This window comes from Paenibacillus sp. FSL R10-2778 (assembly GCF_038593035.1).
Classification (GTDB): domain Bacteria; phylum Bacillota; class Bacilli; order Paenibacillales; family Paenibacillaceae; genus Paenibacillus_AQ; species Paenibacillus_AQ odorifer.
Genome location: NZ_CP151956.1, coordinates 6,004,577 through 6,017,366 on the forward strand (window position 1 = coordinate 6,004,577; position 12,790 = coordinate 6,017,366).

Here is a 12,790-nt window from a genome sequence, read left to right on the forward strand (position 1 = left end):
AAATACTCCTATTACAAAAAGGGCAGCCCGGTAAATATCGCCGGGCTGCCCTTTTTCATAGATCTATATTCAGCTTATTTAAACGCAGGCAACGCAATATCCGCGTAATTATCCTCAAGGAACTTCTTCACTTCAGGACCGCTGATCCGTTTAGCCAGCTTTTGAATGGCGTCAGAGTCCTTGTTATCTTCACGTGCCACCAAAGTAATTGTGAATTCGGAATCTTCGCCTTCCGTAATCAGTGCATCTTTCTTCGGTGTCAATCCTAGTGGGCTCGCATAAGCCGGAGTCATGGCTACCAGATCGCCATCATCAAGCATACGGGCCAGCATTAGGAGATCGACTTCTTCAAACTTGAATTTTTTTGGATTTTCAGTAATGTCTGCTTGTGTGGCTTGAATGCCTACGCCTTCTTTTAGCTTAATAAGATCAGCTGCAGCGAACATTTGCAATGAACGGCCGATGTTAGATGGATCATTAGCCATTACAAGCGTAGCCCCTTCAGGAAGATCAGCTATAGTCTTATAACGTTTGGAGTATCCGCCATAAATAGCGTCATAAACAGGCTGTACCTCTACCAGATTAGAGCCTTTGCTTTCATTATATTGCTTCATATAAGGAACGTGCTGGAAAAAGTTAGCGTCTACTTCTTTATTAGCCAACGCCTCATTAGGCTGCACATTATCAGAGAGAACAACGATCTCCAGATCAATGCCATCTTCCTTCAGGAGCGGCTTCACAATATCCAGAATTTCTGTCATAGGTGGGATCAGTGTAGCGATCTTTAATTTGGTTAACTCATCATTACTACCTTTTGCAGCATTGTTCTCGGCTGCTTTATTAGAGCCACAACCCGCTACGACCAATACCATTAATGTAAGCACAAGTATCATTGATTTTTTCATTAGTACTACTAACCCCCAGTTTATATATTGAACTATTTTGTATTACCGCTTATCCAACAGCCTTGCGATAGTCCCCCCGGTGAACTGAACCAATTGGACTAATACAATCATCACTAGAATGGCATAGATCATCACTTCCGTCTCAAAACGCTGATAACCATAACGGATAGCGAAATCACCAACCCCTCCCCCACCAACAACTCCCATCACGGTCGAGAAGGAGATAAAGCTAATTGTAGAAGTAGTAAGTCCAAGGACTAGACCCGAACGAGCTTCCACATACAGAAATTTAAAGATCAAGCCCAGCTTCGAGGCTCCCATCGATAATGCGGCTTCAATGACCCCTTTAGGAACCTCCAGCAACGACTGTTCCACTAACCGAGCATAATAGGCAATAGCGATTATAGATAATGGAACCGCTGCTGCAATCGTCCCAATGGCGGTCCCGACCAGGAAACGAGTGACTGGAATTAGCGCAACGACCAGCAGCAGGAACGGAAACGAGCGGATAATATTAACGATACTGTTGAGCACCAGAGACAACGTTGTATTCTCATAAAGCTGCCCTTTTCGGAAAAAAAACAACAAGGTACCCAGTGGAAGCCCCAGCAGCACGGCCGCTCCAACAGAAATACCAACCATCACAAAGGTTTCACCAATCGAATCCCACATCTGTGCCTGATATTGAAGTACACTATCAAACATGATCTTCCCCCGCTTTACCAAGAATCTGATCGCGGTATGTCCCGGTACTGGCTGCTGCTGGACGGAATTCACCGTCTTCACGAGAGAACGAATCTACAATGCGCCCTTTTTCCATCACCGATACATGAGTACATATGCTTTTGACAACATCCATCTCATGCGTAACAATGACAACCGTTACTCCAAGACTTGAATTCACATGCTTCAGCACGTTCAAGATATCTGTAGTGGTTCCTGGGTCCAGGGAGGACGTTGGCTCGTCACACAGTAATATTCCCGGACTGTTCGCTAGTGCGCGGGCAATCGCAACACGCTGACGTTGTCCTCCGCTGAGCTGTGCCGGATATTGTTTTGCCTTATCTGCCAGTCCAACAAAATCCAGACACTCCTTCACACGCTTCATTCGTTCATGCTTTGGGACATCTGCCAGCTCCAGCGGGATCGAAACATTCCGCTCTACTGTGACGTTATAAACAAGATTAAATTGTTGAAAGATCATTCCAATCTTTTGCCTTGCTTTACGCAGTGCTTTACTAGGCATTTCGGTCAGGTTGTGGCCATCTACGGTAACCGTTCCCTCATCCGGCTGTTCCAGAAGATTCATCAGTCGCAGCAGCGTAGATTTCCCCGCACCACTCTCACCAATGATCCCATGAATGGATCCCTGCTTTACCTCCAGCGATACCTCATCTACAGCCTGATAGATGCCTTCCTTCAGCTTGAACCCTTTACTTACCCGACTCAGCGACAGTATTAGAAGCTCCCCCTTCCTTTCCCTTATATAATGAACCTCCATCAAGTGAGACATTGTATTACAATTTTCTAAAATCTGTTTTATTAAAAATCTCCTTAAATAATAAGACATTTCTTCTGCTGTGTCATCATTTTTCTTTAAATGATATACCAGGAAGGTTGATGAAAACCTAAAAACCCTTTATACCGGGCTCTTTTTACACATTTATTAATAAAATAAAAAGGGTTAGCAAAGATAATCCTTCCCTCTTGAAATCATGATTCTCCTATTGCCCCACCACTAAACGCTCCACTGTTAATATAGCCATATTTGGTTTTTTTAAGTGTATGAAATGCTGTTAAAGCTACATTTGGTTCGTTGGAGTGTGATTAAAGACCTGCTGTTACGCAAAAAAGGATGTCTAAGCCAATAGCTTAAGACATCCCATAATTCATATAGTAATCCCTGAATCCCTGATCTATCGAGTCCCATACTCGCTAAATCTTTTATGCCTTTTCGCCAAGCTCTCTGCGAATCTTCAAGAACACTTGGTAGCTGCGTTCCGCACATTCCGAAATCGCTATCGGATGAAATCCGGGCAGATCGGCATATAACGTATCGTGAAGCGGTTCGATCCATGAAGCCGGCAACTTACTTGCTCCAAGCTTCGCACCCATAATTGAGCCCACAGTAGCCCCGTTACAGTCTGTATCCATCCCACCATATACGGAAGTGACAACTGTTTTTTCAAAATCATTCCCGCCATAAACAAGCGATGCAGCCACAAGAGCAGCATTATTATTTGTATGAACCGCATCATAGTGGCTAAAAGTATCCCAAATGTTACGAACCAACTCCTGCTCGCTTTTGGCCTTCTGCGCAATATCTATCCCCCGCAAAACATCACTGGCCAGACGACTGGTACGCGGAATCTCGCTAAGGCCAATCTCTAGGATCCGTTCATTATCCTTCTCTGCAAAAGCTGCCGATATCATCGCCGCATTAAACATCTCACCATAGATGCCATTTTTCACATGTGAAAATGAAGCATCGCGCCAGCCTAATTCTGCCGCAAGCTCAGGATAACCTGCTGCGCCATAAGCCAGTCCATCTGCGCGTATAGCGGCACCAATCCACTCGCGGTAAGGATTTAAGTGCATCCGCACTCTTTCCTGCCGCACCAGCCAATCCGCAGGTTTCTCGCCATGCAGATGAGAGGTCTCCTGCGCAAAATTCATATATGACTGTGTCTCCGCCGTGCACACCTGACTATATGTTAAATGTGTATGCCACAGCTTTCCGATATCCCAAGAATCCCAGTTCAGACCCTTCTGCTCCAGCAGCATAAGACCCAGGACAGTGTAGCGAATATCGTCATCGCTTTCCATATACTTGATCGTCTCGCGGGTACTCGCATGTGTCCATTCACTTAAGCCAAGACCATATTCAGCCTCTGCCCGTGAATGCCCAGGCGTATAGCCAGTAATTGGCCAGGCGTCCGCACCCTGAAACCATAGCTCAATATTCTCCCAGCCCGGACGGCCATCTTTCCCATAGAGATAGTCCCAATACTCCAGCGGTTTCCCGAGTGCGCAGCCGACACTTCTACCGAGCCAGGCTCCATAGAACTTATCTCTCCATTCCGCTTCGCTCCAGTCCGCCTCAAGCTTACGTGGGCCTTCTGGACGTAGATGACGAATCTCCTCCAGAGAGGATGGCTCTTGATACGGAAAATCCTCACTGATCGTAAGCTCCATTAGCTCATTGTATACCTGCATCAGCTTGAGCTCATCGTCACCAGCAGCCGCTAGCTTTTCCGCAAAACCCTCAATCAGGCAACCTTCTTCTCCACGCTGAGCAATTTCAAACTGCACGGTCTCTTGAAGTCTCTCCCATCCTGCCATAGGCTACTTCCCTTCAGCCGCTAGCAGCAGCTCTTGATCAAGCTTTTCCAGTGAATCAAAGATCAGCTTCATAAATGCTTCCCGGTCAACACCCACCAATACTTGCACATTCGCTGGACGATCCGTCTTCTTCCGTCTGTCTGCAACTGTCATTCCCCGCGTCAGCTTGCCTTCTGTCTCCACCGTTACATATAGATGCTCAGATTCAAATAGTTCCGGATGCAGCAGCCAGGCAACAGCACATGGATCATGCAGCGCACTGCCGACATAGCCCATTTTTTTACCGTAAATCGAATAGAAATCCAGCAATTCTCCGACCATTGTAGACACTGGTCCCCGCTCTTTCAATGCTAGGATCTCATCTTCAAAAATAGCAGCCTTATCGGTCACATCCAGACCACTCATTGTGATCGGAATCCCCGACTCAAACACAATACGGGCTGCTTCAGGATCTACATAGATATTAAACTCCGCAGTAGAGGTGACATTCCCATAAGAGATACCTCCCCCCATCAGTGAGATTTTTTCAATTCTGTCTTTAATCTCTGGATAAGCCGTGATTAGCAGTGCGATATTTGTTAAAGGAGCCATCGGCACGAGCGTAATCTTCTCCTCTGAAGAACGGATGATATTCAGCATAAACTCCACAGCACCCTGCTCTACAGGGCGGAATTTACTTGGAGGCAAAAGCGGCCCATCCATGCCCGATTCTCCATGCGCTTCCTCACCTGTAACAAGCTTGCCGAACAGTGGGCCAGCAGCCCCTTTAGCTACAGGAATGTCAGCATTCACGAAGCTGATCACCTTCAGGGCGTTTTCCGTGATTTTATCTAAAATTTGGTTTCCACCAACCGTTGTAATCCCGCGCAGATCTAACTTCTCCGAATTTGCTATGGCAAGCAGTATCGCTATTGCGTCATCATGCCCTGGATCGCAGTCAATAATAATAGGTGTTGGCATAGTTACTCACTCCTTGTCTGTGTATCAATCATTTCAATCGCTATTTAACTAGCGGGCTTTTAAGTTTTTCATTCTTTTTTCGTGTCTCAGATACTGCGTAGATCACAAGTCCAATTACTGTGGCTACATAAGGAAGAGTGGCGATTAGCTCCGCAGGAATCTTCAACACCTGTAGCGCATTCGACAATGCATCTGCAGTACCAAATAATAAAGAGGTCAGCGCCGTGCCTACGGTCGTACTTCTTCCCATCGACTCAGCGGCAATGGCAATCCAGCCCCGGCCAGCGATCATATCGCGGGTAAACAGTGACAAATACCCCATCGACATATAAGCACCGCCTAAACCGGCAAAAAATCCGCTAAGCAGCAAAGCCATATACTGTATTTTTACAACACTTACACCCACGGATTGAGCCGCATGTGGATTTTCACCCACTGAACGAATGCGCAGTCCAAGCGGTGTACGGTTTAATAGATAGTAGACAACAAACACAGCCAATATAGAAACATACGTCAGAATGTGATGCCCCGATAAAATAGGTCCAAGCACCGGGATATCCTTCAACAAAGGAATCTGGACACTAGGCAGAACTTTACTCGCCAGCGAAGTGGAAGAACCCTTGTCGCCACTAAGCAGATAGAGGATAAACACAGTGCCTCCCGAAGCGAACATATTAATGGCCACACCCCCGAGAATGATATGTGTTTTGAATTTCAGGGTGAAAAAAGCTAATATTCCAGCGATCAATGTTCCAGACAGCACCGCCCCAAGCAGACCTACCCATGCGCTATGTGTATAGCTGCTTATGATGACACCCGCTAAAGCGGCAACAAGCATGATGCCCTCCATCCCAATGTTAATGATCCCTGCACGGTTGGAGATGAGTGCGCCGAGCGCGGCAAACAGAATCGGAGTCGTCACGCGAAGGACAGAGAACGCAAAGTCAGTTGTAAAAATCACATCAAACAAACTATTCACGCTTCCTTCGCCTCCTTCAAGAGCATCCGATTTTTCCAGAATTTCAGAAATTGCTCAGCCGAAATCAGAAGAATGATAATTGCCTGTATGATTGAGATCATCTCTGAAGGTACATCAGACAGACGCGCCATCATGTCAGCCCCAATTCGAATGTACGCTAGGAATAATGCAGAGCCGATTACGGACAGCGGATTATTTTTGGCTAACATCGCTACAAGGGCACCATCCAAACCATAACCAGGCAGTGACGTCCATTGGAAACGGTTATACATCCCCAGCACTTCTACGGAGCCCCCCATACCTGCGATAAAACCTGCAATCAAGTGGACGAGAATAATAACCTTGGCTGTCTTCATACCGGAATAACGGGCAAAGTCCCGGTTGATGCCTGTCATGCGCAGCTCATATCCCCATTTCGTTTTGTATAGGAATAGATGAGCTGCAATAATAAGCACGATAACGATAATAAGACCGGTATGAATACGGGTGCCCGAGACCATTTTACTCAGCAGTGCCGTTTTCTCGAATTTGTAGGATACATTGGCAAAAGCTTTAGCATCACGCAGATGATAGTTCAGTAGGTATAGCCCTACTCCGAACAAAATATTATTGAACATTAAGGATGTAACCAACTCATTAGCATTCCATTTTGCCTTCAGAATACCAGGTATTGCCGAGAGCAATGCTCCTACAATTGAACCTGCAGCAATAGCTACCATCGGATGCAGCCAGCCGTCCAACGTTAAATGAATAGCCAATACGGAAGTTACAACACCGGAGAAATAGAAAATCCCTTCAGCTCCCAGGTTGAACATATTGGCTCGAAACAACAAGGATACTGCCAACCCAGTGAACATGAGCGGAATCGCCATCTCAATCACATTACCAATATGACCTTTACTGGATAACGGCTCTAATAGGAATATACCAATCGTCTTCACAGGCTGATTACTGACCAAGGAGATGATCAGAAAGGCAATAGCGAGTGCAATAACGATTACCGCCGATGTCCGAATGTACTCAAAATATTTAACTTTAAACATGATTTACGGCCCTCCCGATGTGCTCCTCGTCCTGTCGATGAATCCCCAGCATATAAAGACCTAATTCTTCCTCACTAACCTTAGATGGCTCCTCAAAAAAGGCAACAATCTTACCCTCGTACATTACTAACAGACTATCGCTGATCTCCAAGATCTCATTCAAATCTGCCGACACTAGCAAAATCGCGCAATCGTCTGAACGTAATTCCAACAACTTTTGATGTATGAACTGGGCTGCGCCTATATCCACACCCCGTGTCGGCTGTTCTGCAATAAGCAGCTGCGGTTCAGTCGAACACTCTCTAGCTACGACTACCTTCTGCATGTTACCACCTGACAACATTCCTATGGGCTGAGAAGGTCCTGAACAGCGGACTTTAAATTCCTCTACAAGGGATACTGCTAGCTTGGCAATTCGTGAGCCATTCAAAAAAAGACCTTTATTCATTGCTTTTGTACGATACTGAGTAGATAGCAGATTATCAGCTATGCTTGCTTCACTAGCGATCCCTTGCCGCATCCGATCCTCCGGTATATAGGAAACGCCTAGCTTACGAATATCCAAAATATCCGATTCACGGATATCCTTTCCCTTCACTAGTACAGAACCCTGACTTGAGACACCTCTCAAGCTACCTGTAAGAGCTTCAATGAGCTGTGTCTGCCCGTTGCCTTCTACACCAGCAATCCCAACGATCTGCCCACCACGTACCGCAAAATTGATATCCGACAATAATGCTTTGCCATCTGCATCATTCACACCGAGTCCCTGCACCGTTAGTACTGGCTCACTAACAGCCAGAATCTCTTTGTCATATTTCAGCACGACATCTCTGCCGACCATTAACCGCGAGATTTCCTGTTCTGTCACATCCTGTGTTTGAAAAACACCTTCACTACGGCCGCTGCGCATAATCGTAATTCTGTCGCAAATCGCTTTGACTTCCTTTAATTTGTGCGAAATAAAAACTATCGTATGGCCCTGTTCCCTTAATTGCTTAAGCTCGCGGAACAATTCCTCTGTTTCCTGTGGAGTCAACACCGCAGTTGGCTCATCAAGCACCAGAATTTTAGCACCACGCAGCAGCGCCTTAAGAATCTCAACCTTTTGCTTCATCCCAACTGTAAGATCCTCTACTTTTGCCTTTGGATCCACGGCCAGATTGTATTTCCTTGCGGTCTCTTCCGTCATGCGCACAGCCTCGGCATAATTAATGCCAACTCCTCTGCGCGGCTCCATACCCAGCACCATATTCTCTGCCACCGTAAAAGAAGGTACCAACATGAAATGCTGGTGGACCATGCCGATGCCTCTATCAATGGCGTCCTGAGCGGATTGCAGCTTTACTTTTTCACCCTTGATATAGATCTCGCCTTCACTTGGCTCTTCCATGCCGAACATAATCTTCATTAAAGTCGATTTACCTGCACCGTTCTCACCTGCAATCGCATGTATTTCTCCCTCACGTAAAGAAAAATGCACGTCTTTATTTGCAACGACGCCATTGGGATATACCTTGGTAATTCCCCGCATTTCCAGCAGAGCTGTGTACATAGGTCTCAACGCCTTTCAACTTGGAGGTCTGCAAAAATATACAGCTGGAATTCCCCTGACTAGAAGAATCTCCAACTGTAGGTTTATCTCTATAGAGCTGATCTTAAGATTTAAAGCTTAAGGCTTAACTGCGTTACGAATAGCTTCTACCTCTGCGGTTTCCATCCCCATCGCATTATCCACTTTAATTTCTTTATTGATCAGCTTTTGCTTCACTTCTTCAACCTTGGCCTGAAGATCAGCCGGGAATACATTTTTATAAATATCATTCTCAGCAATACCTACACCATCATCTACAAAGCTCAATACATCACGTTTGCCCATTTCTAGCGTACCCTCTTGCAATCTCTTCACTGCACCTAGAATAGCCGTATCAATCTTTTTAATAGATGAAGTAACGATTAGATTTGCTTTTTCACTATCCGTATCGTTAATCAACATTGCCTGATCGGAGTCTACACCAATTGCATATTTTTTCTTCTCTTTAGCTGCGTCAAAGATCCCAAGACCTGTACCCCCAGCCACGTTAAAAATAACATCCACACCGGAATTATATTGAATTAGAGACAGCTCCTTACCTTTTGCCGGGTTAACAAAATCACCAGCGTACGACACAGCCACTTTTACATCAGGATCAACGTACTGAGCACCTTGAATGTAACCGACCAAGAAAGCATTAATCCCCGGAATATCCATACCGCCGACAAACCCAATCACATTCTCAGGGGTAGCATTCGGCATATCCGATTGTGTAGCTAATGCTGCTACGGCACCTGCCAAGAAAGATACTTCATTTGTCGCATAAGACATGTTGTACATGTTATCTGGTGCTTCATCGATGTCGGTATCATAATTAATGAATTTTTTGTCTGGATACAATTCTGCCGTTGCATTAAACATCTCTGTAATTTCAGAACCGCCAGAAATAATTACATCCCAATCCTCGGAAGCGATATCGTTAAATGTAGGCTCCCATTTCGTTTTATCAACGCCCATTTCAACAACCTTTGTTACTGCACCAAGTTCATCCTTAACCTTTTGCAAGCCGTTATTAGCGGAATCAAAAAATGATTTATCCCCAAGTGTCCCCGGAATCAGCAATACAACCTTGAGTTTATCCCCTGCACCTGTTTCTCCACCCTCAGCAGCGTTTGATCCAGTATTCGCAGAAGAACCGTTATTGGACGTGTTATTCCCACATGCTGTGACCAGAACCATCACCATTAATAACAACAAAGAAAGAACTTTTTTATTCATTACTCTATTCCACCCCTAATTTTAGTTGGTTAGTAATCCGCAGAATCCCATCTTCACCCATTGTATAATTCACGGTTCAAATGGAAATTCTCTTTTTTCCAAATAAAGTATTATTAAAAGTAATAAATTTAACGTTTAGGCTCAAAAATAGCAATAAAAATACCATTATTATTAATAATCCGCTTTATTTCCGAACGAGATGGCCAGTCAGGTTGCGAACTTTCGGATTTATTGATACGATCATAACAAATATTATTAAAAATAATTATATGATTTCGGTCATTGTTTTGTACGATTCGGCTAAAACATAAGTATTGGAGGATCATCATGGATCGTGTTCTATATATTGTAAGTGCCACACATGAGCTAAATACTTATATCCCTCCACACCAGCATGAATGCTACGAACTAGTCTATTATTTACAGGGGGTAGGGACAACCAATGTTGGCCCACGAAGTTACCATTTTCGCTCCTCTTCTTTCGCGCTTGTGCCACCCAATCATAAACATGACGAGCACCACCGTGAGGATGCAAATGTATTATTTGTAGGCTTCCACTCGGAACACCCTAATATGAGTAATCTGCTCGGCGTATATGAAGATGATAAAGATCAGACCGTTCTTCAAATCCTGCTGCGAATGAAAGCAGAGTTTACACGCAAGCAAGACGGATTCTCTGAGCTTCTAAACCTACAAATGAGCGAGATTACCGTCCATCTTATGAGGTTTCTTAGTGCCTCTGGATATCAATCCCCAACAGAAGATCGAGTACAATATGTCCTTAATTATATGAATGAGCATTATCGCCATAAATTGTCCGTCGAAACACTATCAGAAATGTCCGGATATAGTTACGATCGTTTTCGCCATCTATTTAAAGAACGTTTCGGGTCTTCACCCCTGCGGTATTTGCTGTTAAAACGCCTGGATTATGCAAAGTCTCTATTACGTCATACTCAGATGCAAATCTCTGAAGTATCTGCTGCTGCAGGTTTTGTGAACGATGCCCAATTCTGCAATATGTTCAAACGAGAAATAGGTCATACCCCGCGAGCATTCCGCATTAATAATCAATCAGGTTAATCACTAATCAGATTAAAAAAAGCCGTTGAAATAGAGAAACTCTCTATTCAACGGCTTACTGCTGTAAACCCAAGGACATAAAGAAAAAAGGTTTGTAAGATTGCTTATAAAAGCATTCTTACAAACCTTTTTAAGATACCGGCGAGAGGACTCGAACCTCCACGGTTTCCCACTCGATTTTGAGTCGAGCGCGTCTGCCATTCCGCCACGCCGGCACATATGAACTAAATGGAGGCGCCACCCAGATTTGAACTGGGGATAAAGCTTTTGCAGAGCTTTGCCTTACCACTTGGCTATGGCGCCATGAAAACTTGGAGCGGACGACGGGAATCGAACCCGCGACCCTCGCCTTGGCAAGGCGATGCTCTACCGCTGAGCCACGTCCGCATAAAATGGCTGGGGATATAGGATTCGAACCTATGAGTGACGGAGTCAAAGTCCGTTGCCTTACCGCTTGGCTAATCCCCAATAACATTTTAAAGTAAAATGGGGCGACTGATGGGTCTCGAACCCACGAATGCCGGAACCACAATCCGGTGCGTTAACCCCTTCGCCACAGTCGCCATATTAAGTTGATATTGTTGCCATTATTCATTTTAAAGTAAATGGGGCGGCCGATGGGTCTCGAACCCACGAATGCCGGAACCACAATCCGGTGCGTTAACCCCTTCGCCACGGCCGCCATATTAAACTTTAGAAAGAACTTGGCAGGGGCAGCAGGAATTGAACCCACACCAACGGTTTTGGAGACCGTTGTTCTACCTTTAAACTATGCCCCTAAAAACTGGTGGAGGATGATGGATTCGAACCACCGAACACTCACGTGAGCAGATTTACAGTCTGATGCGTTTGGCCACTTCGCTAATCCTCCAAGGATGGTGCCGGCGAGAGGACTTGAACCCCCAACCTACTGATTACAAGTCAGTTGCTCTACCAATTGAGCTACACCGGCATGGCACTCATTCTTTTGTGATAATAAATGGTGGCTCGGGACGGAATCGAACCGCCGACACGAGGATTTTCAGTCCTCTGCTCTACCGACTGAGCTACCGAGCCATGATGAAAATGGCGGAACCGACGGGATTCGAACCCGCGATCTCCTGCGTGACAGGCAGGCATGTTAGGCCAACTACACCACGGTTCCAAAAGATATAATTGCTTAAGTTAATTGGTTGCGGGGGCAGGATTTGAACCTGCGGCCTTCGGGTTATGAGCCCGACGAGCTACCGGGCTGCTCCACCCCGCGTCAGTAAGAAAGTGTTATGGTGGAGGCTGAGGGGATCGAACCCCCGACCCTCTGCTTGTAAGGCAGATGCTCTCCCAGCTGAGCTAAGCCTCCATAAACAACAATTGTTATTGTACCAAAGTCCACTAGGATAAATCAAGTGAAAATTTGGTGACCCGTATGGGATTCGAACCCATGTTACCTCCGTGAAAGGGAGGTGTCTTAACCCCTTGACCAACGGGCCATACTAATTAAAAATTTGTGGCGGAGAGAGAGGGATTCGAACCCTCGAGACGCTTGTGGCGCCTACACGATTTCCAATCGTGCTCCTTCGGCCAAACTCGGACACCTCTCCATATGGCTCCCCGAACAGGACTCGAACCTGTGACAACTCGATTAACAGTCGAGTGCTCTACCAACTGAGCTATCAGGGAATATTCA

10 protein-coding genes and 16 tRNA genes are annotated in these 12,790 nt (G+C 45.5%); 1 reads left to right on the plus strand and 25 read right to left on the minus strand.

Going from position 1 to position 12,790, the window contains the following annotated elements; all coding sequences use genetic code 11:
- Nucleotides 1-74 precede the first annotated feature (74 nt).
- From NST40_RS26825 to NST40_RS26865, 9 genes are all read right to left on the minus strand, one after another.
- On the minus strand, nt 75-905 hold the full coding sequence (locus tag NST40_RS26825) for a MetQ/NlpA family ABC transporter substrate-binding protein (protein ID WP_036685556.1): 831 nt from the start codon (nt 903-905) through the stop codon (nt 75-77).
- 42 nt (nt 906-947) lie between these two features.
- Nucleotides 948-1,610 carry a methionine ABC transporter permease gene (locus NST40_RS26830; protein ID WP_036685560.1) on the minus strand — a complete coding sequence of 221 codons (663 nt, stop codon included), beginning with the start codon at nt 1,608-1,610 and terminating at the stop codon, nt 948-950.
- Nucleotides 1,603-2,364, minus strand: coding sequence for an ATP-binding cassette domain-containing protein (locus tag NST40_RS26835; RefSeq protein WP_081387310.1), 762 nt, complete (start codon nt 2,362-2,364; stop codon nt 1,603-1,605). The genes NST40_RS26830 and NST40_RS26835 overlap by 8 nt, the downstream gene beginning before the upstream one ends.
- Before the next feature lie 485 nt (nt 2,365-2,849).
- Nucleotides 2,850-4,247, minus strand: coding sequence for an ADP-ribosylglycohydrolase family protein (locus NST40_RS26840; RefSeq protein ID WP_342410162.1), 1,398 nt, complete (start codon nt 4,245-4,247; stop codon nt 2,850-2,852).
- A 3-nt stretch (nt 4,248-4,250) separates the two neighbouring features.
- The gene (locus tag NST40_RS26845) at nt 4,251-5,207 is read right to left on the minus strand and encodes a nucleoside hydrolase (RefSeq protein WP_076184827.1); all 957 of its coding nucleotides are present in this window, start codon (nt 5,205-5,207) and stop codon (nt 4,251-4,253) included.
- 40 nt (nt 5,208-5,247) lie between these two features.
- Entirely contained in the window at nt 5,248-6,186 is a 939-nt protein-coding gene (locus NST40_RS26850; RefSeq protein ID WP_342410163.1) for an ABC transporter permease, read from the minus strand.
- Nucleotides 6,183-7,229 (minus strand): ABC transporter permease, encoded by a 1,047-nt coding sequence (locus tag NST40_RS26855; protein WP_036685569.1) that lies wholly within the window; start codon nt 7,227-7,229, stop codon nt 6,183-6,185. Before NST40_RS26855 ends, NST40_RS26850 begins: the two co-directional genes overlap by 4 nt.
- The gene (locus tag NST40_RS26860; RefSeq protein WP_076130297.1) at nt 7,222-8,784 is read right to left on the minus strand and encodes an ABC transporter ATP-binding protein; all 1,563 of its coding nucleotides are present in this window, start codon (nt 8,782-8,784) and stop codon (nt 7,222-7,224) included. The genes NST40_RS26855 and NST40_RS26860 overlap by 8 nt, the downstream gene beginning before the upstream one ends.
- A 117-nt stretch (nt 8,785-8,901) precedes the next feature.
- Nucleotides 8,902-10,041 (minus strand): BMP family ABC transporter substrate-binding protein, encoded by a 1,140-nt coding sequence (locus tag NST40_RS26865; RefSeq protein WP_076184828.1) that lies wholly within the window; start codon nt 10,039-10,041, stop codon nt 8,902-8,904.
- A 327-nt stretch (nt 10,042-10,368) separates the two neighbouring features.
- On the opposite strand from NST40_RS26865, the gene NST40_RS26870 reads away from it, so the two are divergent.
- Nucleotides 10,369-11,124 carry an AraC family transcriptional regulator gene (locus tag NST40_RS26870; RefSeq protein WP_342410164.1) on the plus strand — a complete coding sequence of 252 codons (756 nt, stop codon included), beginning with the start codon at nt 10,369-10,371 and terminating at the stop codon, nt 11,122-11,124.
- 136 nt (nt 11,125-11,260) lie between these two features.
- Here NST40_RS26870 and NST40_RS26875 read toward each other — a convergent pair.
- From NST40_RS26875 to NST40_RS26950, 16 genes are all read right to left on the minus strand, one after another.
- Nucleotides 11,261-11,339: transfer RNA gene (locus NST40_RS26875), tRNA-Leu, on the minus strand.
- 14 nt (nt 11,340-11,353) lie between these two features.
- Nucleotides 11,354-11,427, minus strand: a tRNA-Cys gene (locus NST40_RS26880).
- Nucleotides 11,428-11,436: 9 nt separating this feature from the next.
- Nucleotides 11,437-11,511, minus strand: a tRNA-Gly gene (locus NST40_RS26885).
- A 6-nt stretch (nt 11,512-11,517) separates the two neighbouring features.
- Nucleotides 11,518-11,592: transfer RNA gene (locus tag NST40_RS26890), tRNA-Gln, on the minus strand.
- A 19-nt stretch (nt 11,593-11,611) separates the two neighbouring features.
- Nucleotides 11,612-11,687, minus strand: a tRNA-His gene (locus tag NST40_RS26895).
- A 43-nt stretch (nt 11,688-11,730) separates the two neighbouring features.
- Nucleotides 11,731-11,806, minus strand: a tRNA-His gene (locus NST40_RS26900).
- Between the two features lie 23 nt (nt 11,807-11,829).
- A tRNA-Trp gene (locus tag NST40_RS26905) sits at nt 11,830-11,903 on the minus strand.
- A gap of 6 nt (nt 11,904-11,909) precedes the next feature.
- A tRNA-Tyr gene (locus tag NST40_RS26910) sits at nt 11,910-11,995 on the minus strand.
- A 5-nt stretch (nt 11,996-12,000) separates the two neighbouring features.
- Nucleotides 12,001-12,076 (minus strand) — tRNA-Thr (locus NST40_RS26915).
- A 28-nt stretch (nt 12,077-12,104) separates the two neighbouring features.
- A tRNA-Phe gene (locus NST40_RS26920) sits at nt 12,105-12,180 on the minus strand.
- A 10-nt stretch (nt 12,181-12,190) separates the two neighbouring features.
- Nucleotides 12,191-12,268, minus strand: a tRNA-Asp gene (locus NST40_RS26925).
- Between the two features lie 25 nt (nt 12,269-12,293).
- Nucleotides 12,294-12,370, minus strand: a tRNA-Met gene (locus NST40_RS26930).
- 17 nt (nt 12,371-12,387) lie between these two features.
- Nucleotides 12,388-12,463: transfer RNA gene (locus tag NST40_RS26935), tRNA-Val, on the minus strand.
- 55 nt (nt 12,464-12,518) lie between these two features.
- Nucleotides 12,519-12,593: transfer RNA gene (locus NST40_RS26940), tRNA-Glu, on the minus strand.
- An 18-nt stretch (nt 12,594-12,611) separates the two neighbouring features.
- Nucleotides 12,612-12,704 (minus strand) — tRNA-Ser (locus tag NST40_RS26945).
- 3 nt (nt 12,705-12,707) lie between these two features.
- Nucleotides 12,708-12,783 (minus strand) — tRNA-Asn (locus NST40_RS26950).
- Nucleotides 12,784-12,790: the final 7 nt, after the last annotated feature.

Coding starts and splice junctions, on each gene's coding strand:
- NST40_RS26825 (WP_036685556.1), bottom strand. CDS start 905: ATGAAAAAATCAATGATACTTGTGCTTACATTAATGGTATTGGTCGTA.
- NST40_RS26830 (WP_036685560.1), bottom strand. CDS start 1,610: ATGTTTGATAGTGTACTTCAATATCAGGCACAGATGTGGGATTCGATT.
- NST40_RS26840 (WP_342410162.1), bottom strand. CDS start 4,247: ATGGCAGGATGGGAGAGACTTCAAGAGACCGTGCAGTTTGAAATTGCT.
- NST40_RS26845 (WP_076184827.1), bottom strand. CDS start 5,207: ATGCCAACACCTATTATTATTGACTGCGATCCAGGGCATGATGACGCA.
- NST40_RS26855 (WP_036685569.1), bottom strand. CDS start 7,229: ATGTTTAAAGTTAAATATTTTGAGTACATTCGGACATCGGCGGTAATC.
- NST40_RS26860 (WP_076130297.1), bottom strand. CDS start 8,784: ATGTACACAGCTCTGCTGGAAATGCGGGGAATTACCAAGGTATATCCC.
- NST40_RS26865 (WP_076184828.1), bottom strand. CDS start 10,041: ATGAATAAAAAAGTTCTTTCTTTGTTGTTATTAATGGTGATGGTTCTG.
- NST40_RS26870 (WP_342410164.1), top strand. CDS start 10,369: ATGGATCGTGTTCTATATATTGTAAGTGCCACACATGAGCTAAATACT.